We start from the raw sequence: 23,125 nt of genomic DNA, 5'->3' as shown, positions 1-23,125 counted from the left end.
CCTTCGCCCGGACCTGGTGGCGGCAGCGGTCGTGCCCGCGGCCGGAGGTCTCGTTTCCTCCTGTCAGAGCGACCGAGGCGCCCCGGCCCACGGGCCCACGGTCACCCCGCGTTCCGTCAGAGGCTCTGAGCCCGGCTCTGCTGCCGGTGCCTCATGACCGCGCTGCGGCTGGTCGCCAGGTGTTTCCGTACCAGCGCCTCGACGCCTTCCACATCGCGTTCCGCGATGGCCCGGTAGAGGGCCTCGTGCTCCAGCGCGATGCCCAGCAGGTCGTCGTGCTGGCCCAGGAGCCACCGCATCCGGCTGCGCAGGACGCGTTCGAGTTCGCTCAGGAGCTCGTTGGCCGCCAGGGAGGTGACCGTCTGGTGGAAGTCGGCCGCCGCCCGGCGGGCGGCCACCGCGTCGCCGGCGCGCGCCGCCGCCAGCTCCGCGTCCAGGTCGGCCCGCAGCTTCTCCAGGCCGGCGCGGGTGTGCCGCTGCGCGGCGAGCCGGAAGGACAGGGTTTCCAGGGCCGAGCGGACTTCGTCGAGGTCGGCGACATCGGTGGGGGTGAATTCCCGGACCACCGCCCAGGTGCGGGGCCGGGGTGTCACGAGCCCTTCGGCCACGAGCGCCTTGAGGGCGTCCCGGACGGGAAGCCGGCTCACGCCCAGGTGCTCGGCCAGCTCCCGTTCGACCAGCCGGCTGCCCGGCCGGCGCACGCCGTCGAGAATCTCGTCGCGCAACTGGCGCGTCACCCGCTCCGACTCGGGGGTGAAGTCCCCAGAGGCAGTCATCGTCGTCCTTCTCTCGTCCAGACCCGCGGCACGACGGGGCGCGGTGCCGTTGTGCCGCGGAACTCCCCGGCACAGCGACCTTAGCGAACGCCCGTTGCGCACCGGCCGACGGCGGGAGGTCCCCGCGCCGGCCGGTGGCCCGAGGGCCCGCGCTCCGGGCCGGCCCGCTCAGGACGCGCCGGCCGCCCGGGAGGCGCCGGGGACGAGCCGGCCGTGGCGGGCCACGACGGTGCCGCCGCGCACCACCATGTCGCGGGGAGGCATGCCGACGACGACCTGGGGCAGGCACTCGCCCTGCACAAGGACGAAATCGGCCGGGCTGCCCGGGGTGAGGTCGGACCGCGGCAGGCTCATCACGCCGGAACCGCCGTGGGCGGCGGCCTCGTAGCAGGCGGCGAGTTCTTCGCCGAGCCGGACGTCCGTCACCCAGCCCAGCAGGTGCGCGCGGTGCACCATGCCGGCGTTGCCGAAGGGGCTCCAGGCATCGCGTACTCCGTCGGAGCCGAGGCCGACCACGACCCCGTGGGCGCGCAGCTTGTCCACGGGCAGGACGAGGGGCCGGCTCGGCGCCACGGCCGTCAGGGAGATGCCCAGTTCGGCCAAGACGTCCGCGAATGAGGCGAGTTCGCCGTCGGACAGGCCGGGCAGGCAGAAGACGTGGCTGACGGTGACCTTGCCGTGCAGGGACAGCGCCCGGGTGCGGTCGACGATGGCGCGCGGCACGGTCAGGCCCTTGGCGTCCGTGTCGTGCAGATGGATGTCCACTCCGGTGCCGTAGCGGTCCGCGAGACCGAAGACCAGGTCGAGCTGCTCTTCCATGGCACCGTCGAAACCGATCGGGTCGATGCCTCCGGCGATGTCCACGGCGCCGCTGCGCGCGGCTTCCGTGAGCAGGGCGGCCGTCCCCGGTGCGCGGACGACGCCGTGCTGGGGGAAGGCGACGATCTGCACGTCCAGAGCGTGCGCCGGCCGCTCGCGCGCGTCGGCGACGCCCTCCACGCCGGCCATGCCGTAGGCCGGGGCGACGTCCACGTGCGCTCTCATCGCCCGGGTGCCCCGGGTTGACGGCGTGCGCCATCAGTCCGTACGCCCGTTCCGCGACGGGGCGCCGCTGGCCGTGGAACAGTTCCACGTCCTGGGCGGCGAAGTCGGTGATCGTGGCGGCGGGCCTGCGGGGGACCCAGGGACCGCCCCACGTCGTCTTGTCGGGGTGGATGTGCGCGTCGACCAGGGACGGCAGGGCGATGCGTCCGCCGCCGTCCACGACCTGAGCGCCCTGCGGCCGTGCGCGTCGAGGCGGGGGACGCTCGCGGGGATGCCGCCCCTGCGGCGCGGCCCGGCACTGTGCACCTTTCCCGAGCGGATCACGACGACCGCGTCCTCGGTCACCTCGCCCGTCGCCGGGTCGAGCAGCGTGCCGCCCTCGATCACCAGATCGCCCGCCGGGGCGGCGTCCCGTGCGGCGCCCCGGCGGGCGTGCGGCCGCCGCGGGGCCCGCGGCGGAGAGTGCGGCCGCGGTGCCCGCCAGGACGGCGGCACCGGCCAGCACGCCGCGTCGCGTGATCCGGTTCGCAGGGGGCGGGGTGGGCGCGAGACACATGGCGGCTCCTGGAGGGCTGGTGGGATCGGTGGGAGGCGTCGGCGCGAGGCACGGCGAGGCTGAAGTTTTTGTATACCAAAGTGCCGGACTCTCGTAAGGGGCAGTGACTCACTTCCTGTTTTCCCGCCCCAAGAGCGGACAGAGAGCTTTCCACCACCCAAAAATGGTATTCCGTTTTTCTTGACACTCGTGGACGCCGCGCACCGGGATGCGGCACCGGGGTCATCCGATCGGACGACAGAGCCGTCAGCCGTCCCGCGCGCCGGGACCAGCCGGTACGCCGACGGGTCCGCGGGGGATGCGGGCGGAGGCTGGAGGCACAGCGCACGGAGCGCTGTGCCTCCGACGTGAGACACGCGAGAGACGCAAGACGACAGGGAGTTGCCCGCCCATGCAGCACAAGGCCAAGAAGTTCTCCACCCGCGCCAAGGTCGTCGCCTCCACCGCGGCCGTCGCGGCGGTCGGCGCCGGGGTCTTCGGCGCGGTCTCCGCCTCCGCCGACACCCAGGCCGCCGCCCCGGCCGTGGCCCCGGCCGCGCTGAAGGCCAAGACCACGACCACCAGCAACCACCTCACCGTGGACGCCGCCACCGACGCCGCCCGGGCCGCGCTGGACGCCGCCGAGAAGGAAGGGCAGCGTGTGACGGTCGCGGTCGTGGACCGCAACGGCAACACCGTCGTGACCCTGCGCGGTGACGGTGCCGGCCCGCAGTCGTACGAGTCCGCCATCCGGAAGGCGTACACCTCCGTCTCCTGGAACGCGCCCACGTCCGAGCTGGCCAAGCGGCTGGAGAACGCCCCGAACCTGAAGGACATCCCGAACACGCTCTTCCTCGCGGGCGGCGCCCCGGTGGCGTACGGCAACGCGCCGATCGCGGGCATCGGCGTCGCCGGTGCCCCGTCCGGCGACCTGGACGAGAAGTTCGCCCGGGCCGGGGTCGCGGCGATCAGCCGCTGACCCCACCGCTCGGTGCGCTCCCCGGCCGTCGCCCTCCCCGGCGGGCGGCGGCCGGACACGGGGCGGCGCGCCGGTGCCGTCGCGATGCCCGGTCCGATGCAGTGGAGAGCGAACGGAGAGCAGACGATGACGAGCGGTATCCGCTCCGGGGCCACGGTCCTCACGGCGTGGTCCACCGCACTGACCGCGGTGCTGGCCCTGACCCTGGCCGGATGCGCGGGCGGCGACGGCACCCCGGCCGCACCGGGCCCCACGCCGTCCCCGCAGGACACGAGCGCCTCGCAGCGGCCCCCGGGTACGGCGCGCCTGCCCGAAGGGGCCCTGCTGGTCACGGACTTCGGCGCCGACACGGTCACCTTCGTCGACCCCGCCCGGCGCGGTGACGCGGCCGGTCTCGGCTCGGTGGAGGCCGGTACGGCGCCGTACGGGATCGCGGTCGGCGACGACGGCACAGCCTGGGTGGCGACGGCCGAAGGGGTCGCCGTCGTCGACACCCGCGCCCGGGAGCGCACCGCGCTGATCCCGTACACGACGGACACGGGCCCGGTGACGACCGGGGAGTACCGGGGCGGCGGCATGGGCATCGCGCTCTCCCCGGACGGCGGCCGGGTCTACGTCGGAGTGAACGTCCCCGGCGGCCGGGGCGCACTGGAGGTGATCGACGCCGGGAAACGGGAGGTGACCGGGACGGTGCCGGTCGGGCGCCGCCCCTTCGATGTCGACGTCTCCCCCGACGGCCGCCACGTCTACGTCACCGGCCACGACTCCTTCGACGTCACGGTCGTCGACACCGCCGACCGGTCGGCCCGCCGTATCGAGGTGGCCCCGTACGGCACCGAGGGCGGCCTCGGCTCCTGGCTCAAGCCGCACTACACCGCCGTACGCCCGTCCGACGGCGCTCTCCTGCTCCCGTTCGAGGGCGAACGCCTGGCCGTGGTCGACCCCGGCACCGGCCGGGTCCGTATCGAGCGCATGACCGCCGACACCCACCAGCACGGGGTGGCGGTCGGCCGGGACGGCACCCTGTACGTGGTCGGCACCGGCCCGATCGACCCGTCCGAGGACGAGGGTCCGTCCCTGACCGTCCGCGCCCCCGGCGGGCGGGAGCGGATCATCCCGCTGGACGGGCCGCACGAGTCGGTCGCCCTGTCGGCCGACGGCCGCACCGCCTACGTCACGGGCGGCTTCACCCGCGACGGCCACTGGGACGGCATCAGCGTCGTCGACCTGGAGACGGCCGGGGTGACACGCCTCGCCGTGGGCGACCGCCCGCTGGGCGTGGTGGTGCTGTGATCTCCGCTCCGGGGACGTCCCGGAGAAAACAAGGCGCGCGGAGGACGGCGGATGTGACAGGGTGACGGACCGGCGGACCGTTCCTCCGCCCCCGGCCGACCGGCCCGCCCCGCCACAGGAGTCTCCGGTGATCCCACCCCGCCTGGCCCCCTTGCTCGAACAGTTCGACTTCGCCCGCCGACGGCTCGTCGAACGCCTGGCAGGGCCCGTCGTGGACAGCGGCGACGGGACGGAGATCCAGGTCGCTCCCCTGACCGACGACGAGTACTTCTGGGAGCCGGTGCCGGACTGCTGGTCCGTACGACGGCGTGCGGACGGGCCGGGGCCGCGGGCGACTCTCCTGGCCGGTGCCGGTGACTGGGGGCGCGACGCCGCGCCGTATCCGCACCCCTGGCCGCCGCCCTTCACCACCCTCGCGTGGCGTCTGAGCCACCTCGGCGAGATGCTGGTCCTGCGCGCCGACCACACCGCCGGCAGCCACGCGCTGACCCGGGACGACTGCCCGGTGAGCGGGAACGCCGCCGACGCGGTCGCCGCCTTCGACACCGGCGCCGCGGCCTGGCGCGAGGCGCTGCTCGGCGTCGACGACGCCGCGCTCGACACCGTCGGGTACTGCACCTACCCCCACGGCAGCGACCCGGAGGAACCGTTCGCCGGCATCGTGTGGTGGGTCAACCAGGAGCTGCTGCACCACGGGGCCGAGATCGCCCTCCTGCGCGACCTGTACCGCGCACGACGGCACTGACCTTCCCGCCGGCGGTGCCCCGGCGGGGGCGTGCGGCGCGGCGCCCGCGGAAGCGGGTTCCGCCTCAGAAGTGGGTTCCGCCGTCGATCCGGATCTCGGTGCCGGTGATGAACCTGCCGTCCTCCGAGGCGAGCATGGCGACCACACCGGCCACGGCCTCCGGCCCGGCGAACCCTTCCCCGAGCGCGGGCGACAGCTTCGCGAACAGGCTCCAGTCGGTGTCCTCGGGCAGGCCGGGCCCCTGGCTCTGCCGGCTCTGCCCGGAGCCGTCCGTCATGCCGGAGGAGATGGAACCGGGCTGCACGGCGGTGAACCGGATGCCCTGCTTGCTGTACTCGGCGGCCAGCGCGTGCGTCATCGACTGGATGCCGCCCTTGCTCGCCGCGTACGCCGCCATGTAGGGGTGGGCGAACATCGCGGACGTCGAGCTGAAGTTCACGACGGCCGGGGCAGTGCCCCGCAGGAGCGCCGGTATCGCCTCGCGGATCATCAGGAACGTGCCGGTCAGGTTGACCGAGATCACCTTGGTGAAGTCGGCGAGGGACGTCTCGTGGGTGTGCGAGGAGCGCAGGATGCCGGCCGCGTTGACCAGGACGTCCAGGCCGCCGAGGGCCGCGAGGGCGGCGGCGACGGCCCGGCGGACGGACGCCTCGTCGGCGATGTCCACGACGACCGTGGTCAGGCGCTCGGCGCCGGCACCGGCCCGGGCGACGGTGTCCTTCAGTCCGGCCTCGCTGACGTCGGCCGCGACGACGCTGCCGCCCTCCGCCAGCAGGCGCAGCACGGTGGCCTGGCCGATGCCCGAACCGCCGCCGGTGATCAGCGCGCGGCGGCCTTCGTAGCGGTTCATTTCGTCTCCCTGGTGGTGCGTGGAAGCCCGGCCTCGGGGTGCGGGCACGGCAGCCGGCGGGCCGCTCGACGTTCACGGTACGCCCAAGTGGCACGTTTTGCCATTTCGGCATTTCGTGCCTACATCTGCCCGTGCCGCGTAGGCTTCCCCTCATGAGCCAGCCCCACAGGTCCCGCACCGCCGCCTCGCCCTCCCTGACCGAGCGCCGCAAGGCCGCGACCCAGCTCGACATCGCGCGGGCGGCGGCGGAGCTGTTCGCCATGAAGGGACCCGACGGGACGACCGCCGAGGAGATCGCGGGCCGGGCCGGGGTGGCGCTGCGGACCTTCTACCGGTACTTCCGCAGCAAGCAGGACGCGGTCGGGCCGCTGCTGTCGTCCGGTGGGGACCGCTGGCGCGCGCTGCTCGCCGAGGCGGGTCCCGGCACCGGCCTCTCGCAGGCTCTGGAGTCGGCGGCCGTCGCTTCCCTGTCCACACCGGACGACGTGGCCGGCGAGGGGCTGCGGTGGACACGGGGGCTGCTGCGGGCGGCCCAGGACGATCCGGCCCTGCGGGCCGTGTGGTACCGGGTCAACCAGGAGTCCGAGGAGAAGCTGGTGCCGGTGGTGGCACGTCTGGCGGGGCCGGACGCCGACCCGCTGGAGGTGCGGCTGGTCGCCGCCGCGGCGACCGATGCGATCCGGGTGGCGCTGGAGACGTGGGCGGTCACGGGCGAAAAGGCCGCCGAGGAGGACTCCCCGGCGCGGCTGGTGGTGCGGTGCCTGCGCGAACTGACGGGCGGCCTGCGCCTGGTGACGCACGGCCGCTGAATCCTGCCGCCGCCTCGCTCCCGCCGATGGCGACCGCTCCGGGCCACTGACGGGAGACCGGCGGGGGGAGGGGGCGGGGAGCCGCGGAGGACGGCAAAGACCTGCGGAGACCGGCGAGACCGGGCCGCCCGAGGAGCGGTGTGCGGCACCGGTCCGGGCCGGTCCCGCCGCCGGGCAGGCGGCACGCGACAGCCAGGCGGACGGCACGCAGCCGGACGGGCAGCACACAGCAGCCGGGCGGGCGGCACACGGTAACCGAGCAGACGGGCGGCACGCGGCAGCCGCCCGTCGGCCGGTGCGTCCTGCGGCGGTCCGCGTGCCGGACGGACCGGCGTCAGGGCCGTGCCGGCAGCGGCGGTGCGATCGGCCCCGGGCCCACCTCGGGCCGGGCACCGGCGGACGCTCCCTCACGCGCCGTCCGGCCGCACCGGCACGCTCAGCCTCTCCCTGCGTGCCCGGCAGTGCGCCGCCCGGCCTTCAGGGACGCGCCGGGCGGGCGGTGCGGACCGTGGCCGCGGCGCGTGTGCCGTGAACGGTGGCTCAGACGCCGAACTCCGCGGGCGACAGGCCGAGGGCGGCGCAGGCGTCGCGGACCGCGGCCTGCTCCGAGGGCTCGAAGTACCCGTCGGCGCCGGCGACGACGATGCCGGTCTGGACGACCGCGCGGGCCTCCACCGGCTTCTTGGCCGCCTTGGCGATCTCCTGCAGCGCCTCGGCCCTGCCCGTGGGGAAGTCGGCGAGGAGCCGGTCGATGTGCCGGCTGAACCTCTGCCGGAGCTGCTCGGCCGGGAAGTTCCGCAGGACCTCGTTGGAGACGATGAGCTCCTCCACGCGCTGCCGCTCCGCCGGCTCCACCGATCCGTCCGCCGCGGCGACCAGGGCGCACATCGCCATGCTGGCGTCCCGGTAGGCACCGCTCTTGAGCTCGGTCCGGGCCGAGGCGAGCTGGGACTTCAGCAGTCCGATCAACTGGGCCTTGGAGCCCGTGGAGGCGGCCGGTCCCCGGCCGTGCCCGCCGCCGGGTCCCGGACCGGCGGCGCCGTGCCCCCCTCCTGCCCGGGCGCTCTGGGCCTGCTGAAGGTTCTTGGCCTGGTCCTTGAGCCGGTCCCACATCGCCACTGACGCCACCTCTGCTTCTGCCGCTGTCCGTCCGGACTCGGTCGTCGTCCCGCTGTTCGCGGTCCCTTGAGTGAACGGCCGTCACAGCGGCATGGTTCCCGTACGCGGGGAAAGGGCGGGCGCCCTGCCCCGCGCCCGCCCCTTTCCCTGCCGCCACCGGCCGCTCCGCGGCACCGCGCGGTCAGCCGGTCACCCGGACAGCCGGTCTCCCGGTGAGCCGATCTCCCGGTGAGCCGATCTCCCGGTAAGCCGGTCTTCCGGACAGCCGGTCTTCCGGTCAGCCGGTCTCCCGACCGGCCCCCGTCGGCAACGGCGGCTCCGCGTCCACCCGCTGCCGTTCCTCAGCGGTGAGCAGCCGTGAGCGGAGCAGGAAGCGCACGCCGTCGGGAGCTTCGAGGGAGAAGCCGCCGCCCCGGCCCGGGACCACGTCGACGGTGAGACGGGTGTGCCGCCAGCGGGCGTACTGGTCGGCGCTCATCCAGAACGGCGTGTCACCGGCGACACGGCCGAGCAGGACGTCCGAGCCGCCGACCCGGAACTCGCCGCGCGGGTAGCACATGGGCGCGCTGCCGTCGCAGCAGCCGCCCGACTGGTGGAACATCACCGGCCCGTGCCGTCGCGTCAGGTCGCGTACCAGTTCCTCGGCGGCCCCGGTCAGCTCCACTCGCGTCACCCGCGCGGCCATCAGAAGAACCCGAGCTTCTGCGGCGCGTAGCTCACCAGCAGGTTCTTCGTCTGCTGGTAGTGGTCCAGCATCATCTTGTGGGTCTCGCGGCCGATGCCGGACTTCTTGTAGCCGCCGAAGGCCGCGTGCGCCGGGTAGGCGTGGTAGCAGTTGGTCCACACCCGTCCGGCCTTGATCGCGCGGCCGAGCCGGTAGGCGGTGTTCCCATCCCGGGTCCACACGCCGGCGCCGAGGCCGTACAGCGTGTCGTTGGCGATCTCGACGGCCTCGTCCACCGAGTCGTACGTCGTCACGGACACGACCGGGCCGAAGATCTCCTCCTGGAAGATCCGCATGTCGTTGGTGCCCCGGAAGATGGTCGGCTCGATGTAGTAGCCGCCGTCGAGGCCGTCGACCGTGCGCGGGCTGCCGCCGGTGAGGAGTTCGGCGCCCTCCTTCCGGCCGATGTCGATGTAGGAGAGGATCTTCTCGTACTGGTCGTTGCTCGCCTGCGCCCCGATCATGGTGGCCGGGTCGAGCGGGTTCCCGCCGGTGATGGCCTCGGTGCGGGCGACGCAGCGCGCCATGAAGTCGTCGTAGATCGAGGAGTGGACCAGGGCGCGGGAGGGGCAGGTGCACACCTCGCCCTGGTTCAGCGCGAACATCACGAAGCCCTCGACCGCCTTGTCCAGGAAGTCGTCGTCGGCGGCGGCCACGTCCGGCAGGAAGATGTTCGGGCTCTTGCCGCCCAGTTCCAGCGTGACGGGGATGATGTTCTCGCTCGCGTACTGCATGATCAGGCGGCCGGTCGTGGTCTCGCCGGTGAAGGCCACCTTGGCGACGCGCGGGCTGGAGGCGAGGGGCTTGCCGGCCTCCACGCCGAAGCCGTTGACGACGTTGACCACGCCCGGCGGGAGCAGGTCGGCGATCAGGTCGATCACCAGCAGCAGGCTGGCCGGGGTCTGCTCGGCGGGCTTGATGACCACGCAGTTGCCCGCGGCGAGGGCGGGGGCGAGCTTCCACGCGGCCATCAGGACGGGGAAGTTCCACGGGATGATCTGGCCGACCACGCCCAGCGGCTCGTGGAAGTGGTAGGCAACCGTGTCCGCGTCGATCTCGGCGACACTGCCCTCCTGTCCGCGCACCACGCCCGCGAAGTAGCGGAAGTGGTCCACGGCGAGCGGGATGTCGGCGGCCAGGGTCTCGCGTACGGGTTTGCCGTTCTCCCAGGTCTCGGCCACGGCGATCTTCTCGAGGTTCTCCTCGATCCGGTCCGCGACGCGGTTCAGCACCCGGGCGCGCTCGGCGGCGGACGTGCGGCCCCACCGGGGAGCGGCGGCGTGGGCGGCGTCCAGCGCGCGTTCGACGTCGGGGGCGGAGGAACGGGCGACCTCGCAGAAGACCTCGCCGGTCACCGGCGACGGGTTGCCGAAGTAGCGGCCCTCGGCGGGGGCGACCCAGTCCCCGCCGATGAAGTTGTCGTAGCGGCGGGCGAATTCGACGATGCCGCCGTCGGTCCCGGGCTGCGCGTACACCATGGCTGCTCTCCTCGGAGGATGGCGGGTGCGGTGGTACGGCGGCCGGTCCGGGCCGCCGTGACGCGGTTCACTGTGCCGCCGCGAGGTTGGCGTGAGGTTGGCGCCGGGCCTGCCGGTGAACGGCGGGCCGGGTCTCAGTCGTTCAGGGCGGTGCGCAGCCGGCCGGCCACGATCGGGCGGCGCGGGTCGCCGGGAGGGAGCAGGCGCAGCGCGTGTTCGTGCACCTCGGCGTCGTACGGGGCGCACGCGCCGTAGCGCAGGGCGGGTTCGGGCCGGGGCCCCGCCAGCACCGCCTCCCGCACGGCGACCTCCAGCCGGGCCCGCCACTCGACGAGGCCCGGTGCCTCGGAGCGGGGCAGCAGCGGTCCCCGGTAGTGGCGCAGGGCGGTGGTCAGGTCGCCCCGTTCCAGGGCGCGCAGGACGTCGGCGGCGTCGCAGGCGACCGGGAGGGTCAGCGCGTAGCGGCGGGGGGTGATGCCGCCGCCGAGGGCACGCCGCAGGTGGGAGATCTCGGCCTTGACGGTGGACGCGGTCACGGGCCGGTCGCCGTGGAGTGCCTCGCGCAGGCGTTCGGGCGTGAAGCCGCGCGGCTCCAGGGCGAGGAGCGTGAGGATCTCCAGCTGACGCGGGCGCAGGGGCAGCGGGGCGCCGTCGCGTTCGGCGCGCTCGGTGCCCAGGCAGGTGAGCCGTACCGGGCCGGGCGCGGCCGGGGCGGGGGACTCGGTGCGCAGCCTGCCCTCGATGGCGGTGACCAGCGAACGCACGGTGGACATGGCCAGCGGGTGCGAGCGGTCCCAGGTGGTGGACAGGTCCAGCACGCCCAGGACGCGGCCGTCGGGGCCGCGCACCGGCGCGCAGTAGCAGACCCAGCCGTGCAGCGCCGTCACGAGGTGCTCGGCGGAGAAGACGGTGCTGGGGCGGCCTGTGCGCAAGGCGAGGGACAGGGCGTTGGTCCCCATGGCGGGCTCGTCCCAGCGGCCTCCCGGCGCGAAGTTGACCCGCTCGGCACGGCGCCGCATGGTCCGCCCGCCGCAGGTCCACAGGATGGTGCCGGACTCGTCGGTGACGGCGGTGACGAACCCGGCGTCGTGGGCGATGCTGTGCAGTTCGCCCGCCAGGTCGTGGACCGGCCGGCGCAGCGGGGAGGCGGCCCACCGCTCGGACACCGTGCCTGAGCCGCAGCCCGGCGCGCTGTCCCGGGCCGGGTCCACGCTGCCGAGGGACCGCGCCCACGAGGCGGTGACCTCCGGCCGCAGCGCTCCGCCGTACGGCGGGACGGTGGCCGTCCTCAGCCGCGGCACCCAGCGGGACCACTCGTCTTCCAGGGCGGCCCTGCGCCGCCGGAGGTCACTGCGCTGTGACATCTCTTCCCCTGCCGTCGTCCGGGGACCGCCGCCGGCGGTTCCCCGCCCCGCGGGACCGCGCCTGTCCGGCCGGCCGGGCGATCCCGCTGCGGGCGGACGAGGAGCACACCGAGGCCGGCCCGCCCGCTCGCCTGCTTCGGGGCCGACGACAGAGTTATCCGTCACCCGGTGGGCAAAAGCAAGCGTGCGACGAGGGCCCGGTGGCGGCCGGCCGGAGGCGGCCCGTTCCGGTAGGCAAGGAGGGACGTCTCGTCCCGGCAAGGGGCAGCCCGTTCCGGTAGGCAAGGAGGGACGTCTCGTCCCGGCAAGGGGCAGCCCGTTCCGGTAGGCAAGGAGGGGCGTCTCGTCCCGGCAAGGGGCGGCCCGCTCCGGACAGAGGGTCGTCCCTCACCGGTCCACCGTCCCGGGCCCGGCCCCGGGGCGCGCGCGAGGCCGCACCGGCGAGCCGGGGGACCCGGCTTCCGCGGGTCCTGCGGCCGTCAGCCCGTTTCCCGGACGTGCCGCAGGAGGGTCCGCAGGATGGGGCGGGCCTGCGTCCACAGGACGGCGCCGCCGGCGCCGGGGACGAGGTGGCGCACGGCGCCCGGTATCCGGGACGTCAGCGTGCGTCCCTGGTCCGGTGAGTGGGTGCGGTCCTGCGCGCCGTACCAGACGTCCACGGGCACGGCGACGGCCGAGAGGTCGATGTCCCAGCGTCCCATGGCGAGGACGGTGTCGCGGGCGTATCCCCCGGGGCCCTGCGCGAAGGCTTCGCCGAGCGCGGTGCGGTAGGCGGCGGCGAAGCGTTCCTCCCGGTACACGGCCTGGTCCACGGCCGGGCTGCCGGCCATCACCATGTCCCACATGGCCTGCGGGGTGAAGCCCGCGAACACCTTCTCGGCGGCGTCCGGGTCGGTCCGGGTCAGTTCCACCAGGCGCCGCAGGTCCGGGGGGAGCGCCGGGGCGAAGTGCGGGGCGGCGACCTCGTCGGCTCCCGCGACCACCGCCAGGGCGCCGGCCACCCCGGCCGCGGCGCAGGCCAGGGCGAACGGGGCGCCTTGGGAGTTGCCGACGACCGCGGGCCTGCCCAGGCTCCGGTCCCCGGCGAACAGGCGGACGTCCTCGGCGAAGTCCGCGAGGGTACGTCGCGGTGACGCGGTGGAGACACCGAGCCCCGGCCGGTCCAGGGAGATCAGCCGTACTCCGAGTCCGGCCACGGCCTCCCCGCCGAAGCCGAGGTGACGGCTGGTGGCGGCTCCCGGGCAGAGCAGGACGGGGACGCCGTCCGGCGGGCCCCACTCCGCCCAGCCCAGGCGTCTGCCGTCGGGCAGCCGGTGCTCGCCGATGCGTGCGGGAGGGATGACGAAGGTTTCCATGCCGGTCATGATGCCGCCGGCGGCCGTGCCGCCCCGCGGCCGTGTGCCGGTGCCGGCCGGCCGTGTCCGCCAGTCCCACGGGAGGGTTTTCAGGCGGTCGTCCGTGACGAAGGCGGAGGCGAGGGCGTACTCGTTCTGGACGGGCAGGGGCTGCGGGACCGTCACGGACCGTCCTCGCACGCCCCCCGGCACGGCCACCGGGGCGGTCCGCCGCTCCCGGGGGCGGACCGGGGCGGCGGTGACCACGTCCCGCCGAACGCGGTGAGGTTTCCGTAACAGCCCGTTCACTGCAGGCGGGACTTCCGGGTAATGAGCACTTCCTACGGTGTCCCGCCATGGGCGCAGAACCGTATACACCGCCGTTCACACGCTCCGCCGAACGCGCGGCGCCGGCGTACCGCTCGCGGCGGAAGGAGCACGCGCGACAGCCGCGCACCGGTGCGCCGGCGCGGTGGCCGTGCGGCTCCGGCGGACGCCCGGCGGCGCCGCCCGCCCCGCGCTGATTCCCGTATCCCCCGCGCGGCGCGCCCGCCGCTCCCCCACCCTGCCGGCGACGCCGGGGGGACCGTCGGGCACCACACCCGCACCCCGGCACCCCGGCACCCACTCCAGGAGATATGACATGAGCACGACAGACTCACGACCGGTGACCGCGCCGGAGACAGTCCGGGCCACGACCGGCCGGGCGGCCGAGGAGACGCTGGAGGACTACACCCTCCGTTTCGCCCCGCGCAGCTACCGCCGCTGGAGTCCGATGGTCGTGGCGACGACCGCGCTGGGCGGCATCGCCTACATGGCCGACTTCTCCATCGGGGCGGGCATCGGACTGACCCACGGCACCGGCAACGCGCTGGTCGCGATAGCCGTGGCCGCCGCCGTCATCTTCGTCACCGGCTTCCCGCTCTCCTACTACGGCGCCCGGTACAACATCGACCTCGACCTGATCACCCGCGGCTCCGGCTTCGGCTACTACGGATCGGTCCTCACCAGCGTCATCTTCGCCAGTTTCACGTTCATCTTCTTCGCCCTCGAAGGCGCGATCATGGCCCAGGGCCTCGAACTCGGCCTGGGCCTGCCGCTGTGGCTGGGCTACGCCGTCTCCACCCTCATGGTGATCCCGCTGGTGATCTACGGCATGAAGGCCCTCAGCAAGCTCCAGGTGTGGACCACGCCCCTGTGGCTGCTGCTGATGGTCGCCCCGCTGGTCCATCTGATCGCCACCGACCCCGGCACCGTCGACCGCTTCCTCTCCTACGCGGGCACCGACGGCGAGGGCGGCGTGAACACCGCCTCCGTCCTGCTCGGCGCGGGCGTGTGCCTGTCGCTCATCGCGCAGATCGGCGAGCAGATCGACTACCTGCGGTTCATGCCGCCCAAGACCGAGGCGAACAGGCGGAGCTGGTGGACCGCCGTGATCATGGCCGGTCCCGGCTGGGTGGTGCTCGGCGCCCTGAAGCAGGCCATCGGCGTCTTCCTCGCCCTCCACATCCTGGCCGAGGCCGGGCCGGACGCCGCGCCCGAGCCGATCCGGCAGTTCCAGGGCGCCTTCGACGCGATGATGCCGTCCTGGATGGTGGTGCCGCTGGCCGTGGCGCTCGTCGTGATCAGCCAAATCAAGATCAACGTGACCAACGCGTACTCCGGCTCCCTCGCCTGGACCAACTCCTGCACGCGCGTCACCCGGCGCTACCCCGGCCGCATGGTGTTCGTCCTGGTCAACCTGGCCATCGCGCTCACGCTGATGGAGGCCGACATGTTCAGCGTCCTCAACAGCGTCCTCGGCTTCTACTCGAACTGCGCGATCGCCTGGGTGGTCACCGTCGCGACCGACATCCTGGTCAACAAGTACGTGCTGAAGCTGTCCCCGCACGCGCCCGAGTTCCGCCGCGGCATGCTGTACGCCGTCAACCCGGTCGGTGTGGTGTCCTTCGTCGCCGCCTCGGGTCTGTCCATCGCGATGTACTTCCACCTCCTGGGCGACACCCTCCAGCCGTACTCCCCCGTGGCCGCGGCCCTGATCGCGTTCGTCCTCACCCCGCTGACGGCCGTCGTCACCCGGGGCCGGTACTACCTGCGCCGCACCGACGACGGCATCGCCGAGCCGCTGCTGGACGCGGACGGCAACCCCAGTGCCGTCACCTACGACTGCCACGTCTGCCGCCGGTCCTACGAGCGCCCGGACCTCACCGCCTGCCTCACCCACGACGCGGTGGTGTGCTCCCTGTGCCTGAGCACGGACAAGACCGGCGACCACGTGCTGCCGGCCTCCTAGGGCCTGCCGCCCGGCCCGCGCCGCGGACGCGGGGCGCGGCACGCACGCCCCGGGCTCTTCGAGCAGGACCCCGGCCGCGCTGTCGTCGCTCACCGGCGCCGACGGGAGCCGCCGGTTCCCCGCGGCCCGCTCCATCCGGCCGTCCCGGGGCGCGCGGCCGGGTGGACGAGCCGGCGGCGCCGGACGCCCGTCCGGCCCGTACGGCGGCGTATCCCCGGGCCGCGCGCGGGACCGACGTGCTGCCGGACGGCCGGACCAGCACACTGGTGCCATGGGCGACCTCGATCCGCCGGAGGCAGTGACGCGTCGGTTTCCCCTCGCCCCGCAGAGCGCCGCGTCGGCACGGCGGTTTGTGCGAGCCGCGCTGCCCGCCGTCCCCCCGGACCTGGCCGACACGGCCGAGCTCCTGGTCAGCGAGCTGGTCACCAACGCCGTACTGCACGCGCGCACCGAGACCGACGTGACGGTCTCCGTCCTCGGCGGCACGGTCCGGGTGGCCGTCGGCGACCGACGGCCGGACCTCGCCCTGGTGCCCCACCGCTGTCCCCCGTACGGAGGCACCGGGCAGGGTCTGGCCCTGGTCGAGCACCTGGCGTCCCGCCATGGCGTCGACACCGGCGCGCGGCACAAGACGGTGTGGTGCGAACTGTCGCCCGGCGGGCCACCGCCACCACCGCTGCCGCCCCCGCCACCACCATCGCCGCCGTCCGGCTCCTCGGACCGGACCGTGACGCTGGCCGATGTGCCGAGCGCCCTGTACACGGCGTCCCAGCAGCACCGCCACGCCCTGATGCGCGAACTCGTACTCGCCGCGTCCACCGGGAAAGGCGTCGACGTGCGTCCGGAGGACCTCACCGCGGCCCACGACGCCAACAACGCGATCAGCGCCTGGGTGGCCGCCGCCCTGGACGGACAGCCGGCCGACGCGGGGCTCCGCTCGCTGGCGCTGCGGGTGCCGGCGGACGCGGTGCAGGCGGTGCGCGCCCTGCGCGACGTGCTCGGCCTGGGCGAGGAGTCCGCCCGGGAGGAGCGCCTGCTCACCCTGCCCGCCCTGCCGCGCTGTCTTCTGTTCCAGGAGTGGCTGTTCGACCAGATCAGCGGCCAGCTCGCCGGCGCCCAGCCGACCGCCTGGACGGTGGTGCCCCGGGAACCGGGCCTGAGCTCCTCGGAACTGGTGCCGTGGGACACCGGCCATGTGCGGGCCGGCCGGGTACCGACCATCGCCGCCGACGAGGACAACCGGATCATCGCGGTGAACGGGCCGGCGGCGGACCTGCTCGGCTGGGACCCGGAGGATCTCGTCGGGCACAAGGTCACCGTCCTCATCCCCGAGCACCTGCGGCAGCGGCACGTCGCGGCCTTCTCCTCACTGCTGCTCACCGGCCGGCCCCGCATCGTGGGCCGGTCCGTGCCGCTGCCGGCACTGCACCGGGACGGCCACGCCGTCCCCGTTCGCCTGGTCATCCAGACCCAGGAGACGGCCGACGGCCGCACCGTCTTCGTCGCCCAGCTCATTCCCCGGGCGGTCGCGTCCGACGAGCCGCCGGACGCACCGGGCGGCACCGGTCAGACGGCACCGCGGCAGCCCGACGAGACGTACGCGCCGCTGCCGCCGGAGCGCCCCGGAGGGACGGACGGCGCGGAGCCGGAGATGTCACCCGTGGAACGGCTCTCCCTGCTGGCGAACGCGGGCGCCGCGCTGAGCAACACCCTGGACCTCGGCACGGGCCTGCGGCACGCCGCGCGGCTGCTCACACGGCGGCTGGCGGACTGGTGCGCGGTGGACCTGTTCACGGGCCCCTCCCGGGTCGAGCGGATCTGTTTCGCCGCGCGCGATCCCGGCGAGGCGCACCCGGCGGCGCACGAGGGCCCGCTGCCGCCGGTCTCCGGGACCGCGCGCGGACCGCTGGCCCGTGCGCTGCGCGGCGCGGGCCCGCTGCTGCTCACCGGGGCCCCTCCGGCGCACCGGAGCGAGAACCCGCTGGACGCCCACTACCTGACGCTGTTGCGGCAGCTCGGCGCGGGCAGCGCCGTGGTCGCTCCCCTGCGGGCCCGCCACGAGATCTTCGGCGCGCTGACCCTGGCCCGTGCCCGGCGAAGACGGCCGTTCGCGCAGGAGGACCTGCCCCTGATCGAGGACGTCGTCCGCAGCATCGCCCTGGGGGTCGACAACACGCGCCTGTACCAGGCGACCCGGAACATCGCCGAACGCCTCCAGCGCTCGCTGCTGCCCGCGCTGCCCGACGTCGACCACCTGCAGCTCGCCGCCCGGTACGCCGCCTCCTCCACCACCGCGCAGGTCGGCGGTGACTGGTACGACTGCTTCGTCGTCCCCAACGGGGACACCGCGGTGGTCATCGGTGACGTCACCGGCCACAACCTCGACGCGGCCATCGCCATGAGCCAGCTGCGCAGCATGCTGCGCGGCATCGCGGTCGACCGGCAGGAACCGCCCGAGGTGGTGCTGCGCCGTCTGGACCTGGCCAACCACAGCCTGTACCGGGAGGCGACCGCCACCTGCATCTACGGGCTCGCCCACCGCTCCGCCGACGGCTCGTGGGAGCTGACGCACTCGTCCGCCGGCCATCCGCCCCCGCTGCTGACCACCCGCGAGGGGGACACCCGGTACCTGGAGGAAGGCGCGGGCCTGCTCCTCGGCATGGACCCCGAGATGCCCCGGCGCACCACCCGGGACCGCCTGCCCGCCGGGTCGACGCTGCTCCTGTACACCGACGGCCTCGTCGAACGCCGCGACGAGCCGCTCGACGACGCCCTCACCCGGCTCCGCCGGCACACCGCCGCCCTGGCCCGCGCGCCCCTGGACACCTTCTGCGACGAGCTCCTCATCGGGCTCGGCGCCGACAGCGCCGACGACATCGCGGTCCTCGCGCTCCGCCCCACACCCCCGGCCTGAACGGCCCGCCCGGCCGCCCGGAGTGCGGCGTCCCGCCGGGAGCCGTCCTGCGGCTGCCCGCGCGGCCCGTCAGAACCGCTTGGGAGGCGGCTCGGCCGCGGTCATGTGCTCCAGCACCGCGACCAGCTCCTGGCAGGCCCGCTCCACCGAGCGCCGGGTGTTGCGCTGCTCGGCGATCACGGAGGACAGCAGCAGGGCGGTCAGCGCCATCGACCCGTTGAAGGCCTGGAGCTTCGCCATGACCTCGACATCGGTCAGCCGCGCGAACGAGCCGACCCGGTCCGTGGCGGCGACGGTGGCCATGACGGAGGCGGCCAGGGCGCACAGCATGCTGCCCGCGAGCCGGAAGCTCAGTGCCGCCCAGACCAGCAGCGGATACACCAGGAACAGCAGGCTGAGGGTGCTGTGCGTGGCCAGGGGCACCAGGGCGCAGGCGATGAGGGCGAGTGCCGCGGCCTGCACCCACCGCGTGCCGTGGGGCGGCAGGCGTGCCCGGCGCAGCAGGAGCAGCAGCGGGGTGAGGATGAGGACTCCCGTGGCGTCGCCGACCCACCAGGCCAGCCAGACGGGCCAGAACCCGTGCGCGGCCAGCTTGTCCGTCAGGACGAGGGAGCCGACCCCGATGGTCGCGCTGATCAGCATGCCGGTCAGCGCGCCCAGGAAGACCAGGGCGAGGCCGTCGCGCAGCCGGCCGAGATCGGTGCGGAAGCCCACTCTGCGCAGCATGAGGCAGGCGCACACGGGCGCGGCGGTGTTCCCGAACAGGGTGGCGACCACGGCGGGCCGCACGGGGGCGATGGACATGATCACCAGGAGGGCGCCGAGCGTGATGCCGGGCACGCACCGCATCCCGAAGAGCAGCAGGCAGGCCACCGCGACGCCGGTGGGCGGCCAGATCGGGGTGACGACCGCCTCCTCCACCGCGAGCTGCCATACCAGGCCGAGCCGCCCCGCCGCGTAGTAGCAGCCCGCGACGGCCAGGGTCTGCACGGCGAGGACGACCGGCCGGGGCCACGCTCGGATACCCACCACAGCAGCCATCAGACACCGGGGCCGCCGGGTCGGCGAGACGGGGAAGGACGCGTCCCGCCCTATGGCTGAACGTTTCGCCCGTCGTGCCCCACCACCAGTACGGCGGCGTCGTCCTCGTGCCCCACGCGCTCGGCGTTCTTGATCACGGCCGCGGCCAGCGACGACGCCTCCATCCCCGCGACCGCCGCGATGCCCGCCAGCCGTACGACCTGGTCGAGCCCGTCGTCGACGTTCATCGACGGGCCCTCCACCACTCCGTCGGTGAGCAGGACGAAGACGCCGCCCGTGGTGAGCCGGTACCGGGTCACCGGGTACTCCGCTCCCTCCAGGACGCCGAGGGGCGGCCCTCCCTCGTCCTCGGAGACGCCGGACTTGCCGTCGGCGGTCGCCCACACACAGGGGATGTGCCCGGCCCGCGCGCTCTCCAGTGATCCGGTGGACGGGTCGAGCCGCATGAAGGTGCAGGTGGCGAAGAGGTCGGCGCCCAGCGACAGCAGCAGGTCGTTGGTACGGGCCAGCAGGTCGCCCGGCTCGCTCGTGACGGAGGCCAGCGCCCGCAGCCCGACGCGGACCTGCCCCATGAACGCCGCCGCGTCTATGGTGTGGCCCTGGACGTCCCCGACGGACAGCCCGATACGGCCGTCGGGCAGGGTGAAGGCGTCGTACCAGTCGCCGCCCACGTTCAGCCCGGAGTAGGCGGGCGAGTACTGCACGGCCAGGTGGATCCCGGGAACGGTGGGCATGTCCGCGGGGAGCATGCCGCGCTGGAGGGCGATGGCCAGTTCGACCCGGGACCGCTGGTGCTCCGCCAGCCGGCGCGCCTGGGCGGTCAGCGAGCCGAGTCTGGCCAGCAGCTCGTCGCCGTCGTCCGTCGGGCGCTTGCGGGACATCGATCGCTCCGGGGGGCCGGGAGACCCTTGGGGGACATACCCCATATAAGGCTTTTACCTGATCATAACGGCACGAGTAACCGCACGAGGGCGCGAGCCGACGAGGAAGGCGGGGAACTGCACGAGGGCACGAGCCGACAGGGAAGGCGGCCGCGGGACACCGGCACTCCGCGCTCCGGGAGCGCGGCCCGACCAGGCCCCTTGCCATCCGGCCGGGTTCCGCGCTATGGTTGGCGACGTTGCAGTTTTGGTACCCAAAGACTTTGTGCGCCTGACGGTATGTGACCATCAGGCGCATTTTTGTTTTCCGGAGCCCTCCGGATGGGGACATTGTTGCGGCCGGGTTCCGCGCGGTGCGGAACTTCGATCACTTCCCCCCACAGAGGAGAAAACATGGCCACCGGAATCGTCAAGTGGTTCAACTCGGAAAAGGGCTTCGGCTTCATCCAGCAGGACGGCGGCGGCGCCGACGTCTTCGCCCACTACTCCAACATCGCCACCTCCGGCTTCCGTGAGCTGCAGGAGGGCCAGCGGGTCTCCTTCGACGTCACGCAGGGCCAGAAGGGCCCGCAGGCGGAGAACATCCTCCCGGCCTGATCCGGCGATTCACCGAGAGCGGACCGCATGAAGTCCGCCCAGCGGCAGGGCCCGCGCCTTTCCCGGCGCGGGCCCTGCCGCGTTCCGCGTTCCGGAAACCGGGCTTTGGGCTCCGGGCTCCGGGCTGAGCCCGGCCGCCGCATCGTGTCGCCGGAGATCCCGCGTCCGCGCCCGCCCGCCCCTCTGAGCCGCACCACCCCGGTACCCGCCACACGGCAGTTGGCCGGAAAACGTTCCCTCATGTGTGGCGGACACGCCCCTGGGGGATACTTCGCGACCGGCCCGCGACCCGCCGCACGGTCCGGTCGGCGGGGTACCCACACGTCACCGATGCCGACAACGCGCCATTCCCCTTAACACACGCGCCAGTTGCAGCGACACGTTCGCGACGAAATCGGGTACCGCGCAGACTGTGCGCCCTGTCCGATCACGTCGCCCGTCCGGGTGGCTAGCATGTGCCAGTACCTGGCCCGGAAGATCGCCATCCTCTTGATGTCGATGGCCTTCCTCCGGCCTCCGGCCGTCCCCTGTCGGCCGGCCGCCGCTTCTCCTGTTCTCAAGGACCGAGGGACCGCGAATGTCAGTGCCCCCACCGCCCAGTCAGCACCGGTCGGCGAAGGCGCGTCCTGCCTCGCCGGCCCTGCCTGTGATCGTGCTGGCGGTGAGTGCCGCGGCGGCCGGGGCCGCGGTCGCGGCGGCACCCGCCGCGGCCCGCACCTGGACCCTGGTCTCCGCCCTGGCCGCCTGGCTCTGCGCCGCCGTCGGCGCCCTGCTGATACGGCGGGCCCGGCGCTCCGCCGCCGCCCGGGAGTCCGAACTGGCCCGGCTCAAGGCGCAGATGGCGCAGCAGTCGGCGGAAGCCGCGCACCTGGTGAACGTCTCCCTGCCCGCCGCGGCGAAGCGGCTGCGGGACGGCGCGAGCGCCGGGGACACCCTCGCGGGCGTGACACCGCCCTCCGACCCCCCGCTGCGCCAGGTCCTGGACATCTTCATCCGCCTGCTGGAGGAGGCCGTCCGGCACGCCGCGGCGCTGGACGCCGAGCGGCGGCGGACGCGGGAGGAGATCGAGCGGGCCGCGGGCCAGCTGGAGCGGCTCACCCACGAGACCCTGCCCACCGCCGTGGCGAGGTTGCGGGAGGGCAGCTCCGCCGACACCGTGCTCGCCGAGCTGGAGTGGCCGGACATCCCCCTGCTGCGCATCCCCGCCGAATCGTTCGTGCGGGAACTGGCCCGCAGCGAACGGCGCGCCGCCGCCGCGCAGGCCGCCTCGGCCAAGGCCCTCAGCCGCGTGCAGGCCAAGGCGGTCAGCATGCTCGCCGACCTGCGGGAGATGCAGGAGCGGCACGGCGAGGAGGTCTTCGGCGACCTGCTGAGGCTGGACCACAGCACCTCGCAGCTGGGTCTGATGACGGACCGGCTGGCGCTGCTCATGGGCGGCCGGTCCAGCCGCGCGTGGAACAAGCCGATCGTGATGGAGAGCATCCTGCGGGGCGCCGTCGGCCGGATCGCCGCCTACCAGCGGGTGCGGCTGCACTGCGCCACGAACGCCGCCGTCTCCGGCTTCGCCGCCGAGGGCGTCATGCACCTGCTCGCCGAACTGATGGACAACGCCGCCAACTTCTCGCCGCCCATCGACGAGGTCCACGTCTACGTCGAGGAACGCAGCGCCGGCATCGTCGTCACCATCGAGGACAGCGGCCTGAAGATGGCCGACGCCGCGATGCGCCACGCCGAGGAGGCGGTGGCCGGACGCATGACGGACCTGGCCTCCCTCCAGGGCACCCGGCTGGGCCTGGCCGTGGTCGGGCGGCTGGCCGTCAAGTACGGCATCGGCGTCAGCTACCGGCCGTCGTCGCGCGGCGGTACCGGCGTGGTCGTCCTGCTGCCCCCGCAGCTGCTGGCCCAGCAGCGCGGTCCCGCGCCGCAGGAGACCCCGCGCCGGCCCGCCGTCGCCGCCGCGCCCGCCCCCGCTCCCGCGGCGGCCGAGCTGCCCGGCTCCCCCGCCGCGACCGGGACCGCGGTGCCGCCGGCCACCCGGGCGGAGCTGCCCGAGCAGACCACGCACGAGCGTGCGCGCGGTGCCACGCCGAACGGCCTGCCCGTGCGGACGCCCGGCCGGACCATGGCGGAGGCGGAACGCGAACGCGAGCAGCGCCGGTCCGCGCCCGACGCCTCCGCGCCGGACGGCACGCGCACGGCCGAGCGCGCCCCGGCGCGCGACGCGGGCTCGCGCTTCGGCGCCTTCCACCGCGGCCGCCGGTCCGGCAGCCGTACGGCCGGACCGGGTGCCCTGCCCGACGCCGAGCCGCCGTCCGTCCCGTAGGCGGACCACCGTCCTTCCGCACGGCG

General features: G+C 74.2%; 17 protein-coding genes and 1 pseudogene. 8 read left to right on the top strand and 10 right to left on the bottom strand.

The annotated features are described in order from the left end of the window. Positions 1-116: 116 nt before the first annotated feature. Both ABZ340_RS15720 and ABZ340_RS15715 read right to left on the bottom strand, forming a co-directional pair. A complete protein-coding gene (locus ABZ340_RS15720) occupies positions 117-776 on the bottom strand; it encodes a GntR family transcriptional regulator (RefSeq protein ID WP_358782332.1) in 660 nt (219 codons plus the stop codon). 168 nt (positions 777-944) lie between these two features. Continuing rightward, a pseudogene (locus tag ABZ340_RS15715) lies at positions 945-2,376 on the bottom strand (amidohydrolase). Positions 2,377-2,767: 391 nt separating this feature from the next. Here ABZ340_RS15715 and ABZ340_RS15710 point away from each other — a divergent pair. The 3 genes from ABZ340_RS15710 to ABZ340_RS15700 all read left to right on the top strand — a co-directional run bounded on the left by ABZ340_RS15710 (position 2,768) and on the right by ABZ340_RS15700 (position 5,372). Continuing rightward, complete coding sequence (locus ABZ340_RS15710; RefSeq protein ID WP_358782331.1) at positions 2,768-3,334, top strand: heme-binding protein; 567 nt, start codon at positions 2,768-2,770, stop codon at positions 3,332-3,334. A 126-nt stretch (positions 3,335-3,460) separates the two neighbouring features. Continuing rightward, positions 3,461-4,627 (top strand): hypothetical protein, encoded by a 1,167-nt coding sequence (locus ABZ340_RS15705; protein ID WP_358782330.1) that lies wholly within the window; start codon positions 3,461-3,463, stop codon positions 4,625-4,627. A gap of 127 nt (positions 4,628-4,754) precedes the next feature. Next, positions 4,755-5,372, top strand: coding sequence for a DinB family protein (locus ABZ340_RS15700; RefSeq protein ID WP_358782329.1), 618 nt, complete (start codon positions 4,755-4,757; stop codon positions 5,370-5,372). Positions 5,373-5,436: 64 nt separating this feature from the next. On the opposite strand, the gene ABZ340_RS15695 is transcribed toward ABZ340_RS15700, so the two are convergent. Next, complete coding sequence (locus ABZ340_RS15695) at positions 5,437-6,222, bottom strand: SDR family oxidoreductase (protein WP_358782328.1); 786 nt, start codon at positions 6,220-6,222, stop codon at positions 5,437-5,439. Between the two features lie 152 nt (positions 6,223-6,374). Here ABZ340_RS15695 and ABZ340_RS15690 point away from each other — a divergent pair, with 152 nt between their 5' ends. Beyond that, positions 6,375-7,031 carry a TetR family transcriptional regulator gene (locus ABZ340_RS15690; protein WP_358782327.1) on the top strand — a complete coding sequence of 219 codons (657 nt, stop codon included), beginning with the start codon at positions 6,375-6,377 and terminating at the stop codon, positions 7,029-7,031. 540 nt (positions 7,032-7,571) lie between these two features. On the opposite strand, the gene ABZ340_RS15685 is transcribed toward ABZ340_RS15690, so the two are convergent. From ABZ340_RS15685 to ABZ340_RS15665, 5 genes are all read right to left on the bottom strand, one after another. Beyond that, positions 7,572-8,150, bottom strand: a complete 579-nt coding sequence (locus ABZ340_RS15685) for a TerB family tellurite resistance protein (protein WP_358782378.1) — start codon at positions 8,148-8,150, stop codon at positions 7,572-7,574. Between the two features lie 277 nt (positions 8,151-8,427). Then, complete coding sequence (locus tag ABZ340_RS15680; RefSeq protein WP_358782326.1) at positions 8,428-8,835, bottom strand: DUF779 domain-containing protein; 408 nt, start codon at positions 8,833-8,835, stop codon at positions 8,428-8,430. Then, a complete protein-coding gene (gene adh, locus ABZ340_RS15675) occupies positions 8,835-10,352 on the bottom strand; it encodes an aldehyde dehydrogenase (protein WP_358782325.1) in 1,518 nt (505 codons plus the stop codon). Before adh ends, ABZ340_RS15680 begins: the two co-directional genes overlap by 1 nt. 134 nt (positions 10,353-10,486) lie before the next feature. Next, complete coding sequence (locus ABZ340_RS15670; RefSeq protein WP_358782324.1) at positions 10,487-11,716, bottom strand: transcriptional regulator; 1,230 nt, start codon at positions 11,714-11,716, stop codon at positions 10,487-10,489. A 479-nt stretch (positions 11,717-12,195) separates the two neighbouring features. Continuing rightward, the gene (locus ABZ340_RS15665) at positions 12,196-13,071 is read right to left on the bottom strand and encodes an alpha/beta fold hydrolase (protein WP_358782377.1); all 876 of its coding nucleotides are present in this window, start codon (positions 13,069-13,071) and stop codon (positions 12,196-12,198) included. A gap of 622 nt (positions 13,072-13,693) precedes the next feature. On the opposite strand from ABZ340_RS15665, the gene ABZ340_RS15660 reads away from it, so the two are divergent. Together ABZ340_RS15660 and ABZ340_RS15655 are read left to right on the top strand one after the other, a co-directional pair. Next, on the top strand, positions 13,694-15,343 hold the full coding sequence (locus ABZ340_RS15660; protein WP_358782323.1) for an allantoin permease: 1,650 nt from the start codon (positions 13,694-13,696) through the stop codon (positions 15,341-15,343). 271 nt (positions 15,344-15,614) lie between these two features. After that, positions 15,615-18,257 (top strand): SpoIIE family protein phosphatase, encoded by a 2,643-nt coding sequence (locus ABZ340_RS15655; RefSeq protein ID WP_358782322.1) that lies wholly within the window; start codon positions 15,615-15,617, stop codon positions 18,255-18,257. A gap of 69 nt (positions 18,258-18,326) precedes the next feature. On the opposite strand, the gene ABZ340_RS15650 is transcribed toward ABZ340_RS15655, so the two are convergent. Together ABZ340_RS15650 and ABZ340_RS15645 are read right to left on the bottom strand one after the other, a co-directional pair. Continuing rightward, positions 18,327-19,298, bottom strand: coding sequence for an MASE1 domain-containing protein (locus tag ABZ340_RS15650; RefSeq protein WP_358782321.1), 972 nt, complete (start codon positions 19,296-19,298; stop codon positions 18,327-18,329). Positions 19,299-19,348: 50 nt separating this feature from the next. Further along, complete coding sequence (locus ABZ340_RS15645; protein ID WP_358782320.1) at positions 19,349-20,179, bottom strand: PP2C family protein-serine/threonine phosphatase; 831 nt, start codon at positions 20,177-20,179, stop codon at positions 19,349-19,351. Positions 20,180-20,572: 393 nt separating this feature from the next. Here ABZ340_RS15645 and ABZ340_RS15640 point away from each other — a divergent pair, with 393 nt between their 5' ends. Continuing rightward, the gene (locus tag ABZ340_RS15640) at positions 20,573-20,776 is read left to right on the top strand and encodes a cold-shock protein (RefSeq protein ID WP_358782319.1); all 204 of its coding nucleotides are present in this window, start codon (positions 20,573-20,575) and stop codon (positions 20,774-20,776) included. A 577-nt stretch (positions 20,777-21,353) separates the two neighbouring features. Next, positions 21,354-23,099: an ATP-binding protein gene (locus ABZ340_RS15635; RefSeq protein WP_358782318.1), complete on the top strand. Its 1,746-nt coding sequence runs from the start codon at positions 21,354-21,356 to the stop codon at positions 23,097-23,099. Positions 23,100-23,125: the final 26 nt, after the last annotated feature.

Origin of the sequence: Streptomyces sp. NPDC006134 (assembly GCF_040628835.1) — a bacterium.
In the GTDB taxonomy this organism is placed as follows: domain Bacteria; phylum Actinomycetota; class Actinomycetes; order Streptomycetales; family Streptomycetaceae; genus Streptomyces.
The sequence above is the reverse complement of the archived record's forward strand: the minus strand, read 5'-3'. Positions and strand labels throughout refer to the sequence as shown.

Coding starts and splice junctions, on each gene's coding strand:
- ABZ340_RS15720 (WP_358782332.1), bottom strand. CDS start 776: ATGACTGCCTCTGGGGACTTCACCCCCGAGTCGGAGCGGGTGACGCGC.
- ABZ340_RS15710 (WP_358782331.1), top strand. CDS start 2,768: ATGCAGCACAAGGCCAAGAAGTTCTCCACCCGCGCCAAGGTCGTCGCC.
- ABZ340_RS15705 (WP_358782330.1), top strand. CDS start 3,461: ATGACGAGCGGTATCCGCTCCGGGGCCACGGTCCTCACGGCGTGGTCC.
- ABZ340_RS15695 (WP_358782328.1), bottom strand. CDS start 6,222: ATGAACCGCTACGAAGGCCGCCGCGCGCTGATCACCGGCGGCGGTTCG.
- ABZ340_RS15690 (WP_358782327.1), top strand. CDS start 6,375: ATGAGCCAGCCCCACAGGTCCCGCACCGCCGCCTCGCCCTCCCTGACC.
- ABZ340_RS15680 (WP_358782326.1), bottom strand. CDS start 8,835: ATGGCCGCGCGGGTGACGCGAGTGGAGCTGACCGGGGCCGCCGAGGAA.
- adh (WP_358782325.1), bottom strand. CDS start 10,352: ATGGTGTACGCGCAGCCCGGGACCGACGGCGGCATCGTCGAATTCGCC.
- ABZ340_RS15670 (WP_358782324.1), bottom strand. CDS start 11,716: ATGTCACAGCGCAGTGACCTCCGGCGGCGCAGGGCCGCCCTGGAAGAC.
- ABZ340_RS15665 (WP_358782377.1), bottom strand. CDS start 13,071: ATGGAAACCTTCGTCATCCCTCCCGCACGCATCGGCGAGCACCGGCTG.
- ABZ340_RS15660 (WP_358782323.1), top strand. CDS start 13,694: ATGAGCACGACAGACTCACGACCGGTGACCGCGCCGGAGACAGTCCGG.
- ABZ340_RS15655 (WP_358782322.1), top strand. CDS start 15,615: ATGGGCGACCTCGATCCGCCGGAGGCAGTGACGCGTCGGTTTCCCCTC.
- ABZ340_RS15650 (WP_358782321.1), bottom strand. CDS start 19,298: ATGGCTGCTGTGGTGGGTATCCGAGCGTGGCCCCGGCCGGTCGTCCTC.
- ABZ340_RS15645 (WP_358782320.1), bottom strand. CDS start 20,179: ATGTCCCGCAAGCGCCCGACGGACGACGGCGACGAGCTGCTGGCCAGA.
- ABZ340_RS15640 (WP_358782319.1), top strand. CDS start 20,573: ATGGCCACCGGAATCGTCAAGTGGTTCAACTCGGAAAAGGGCTTCGGC.
- ABZ340_RS15635 (WP_358782318.1), top strand. CDS start 21,354: ATGTCAGTGCCCCCACCGCCCAGTCAGCACCGGTCGGCGAAGGCGCGT.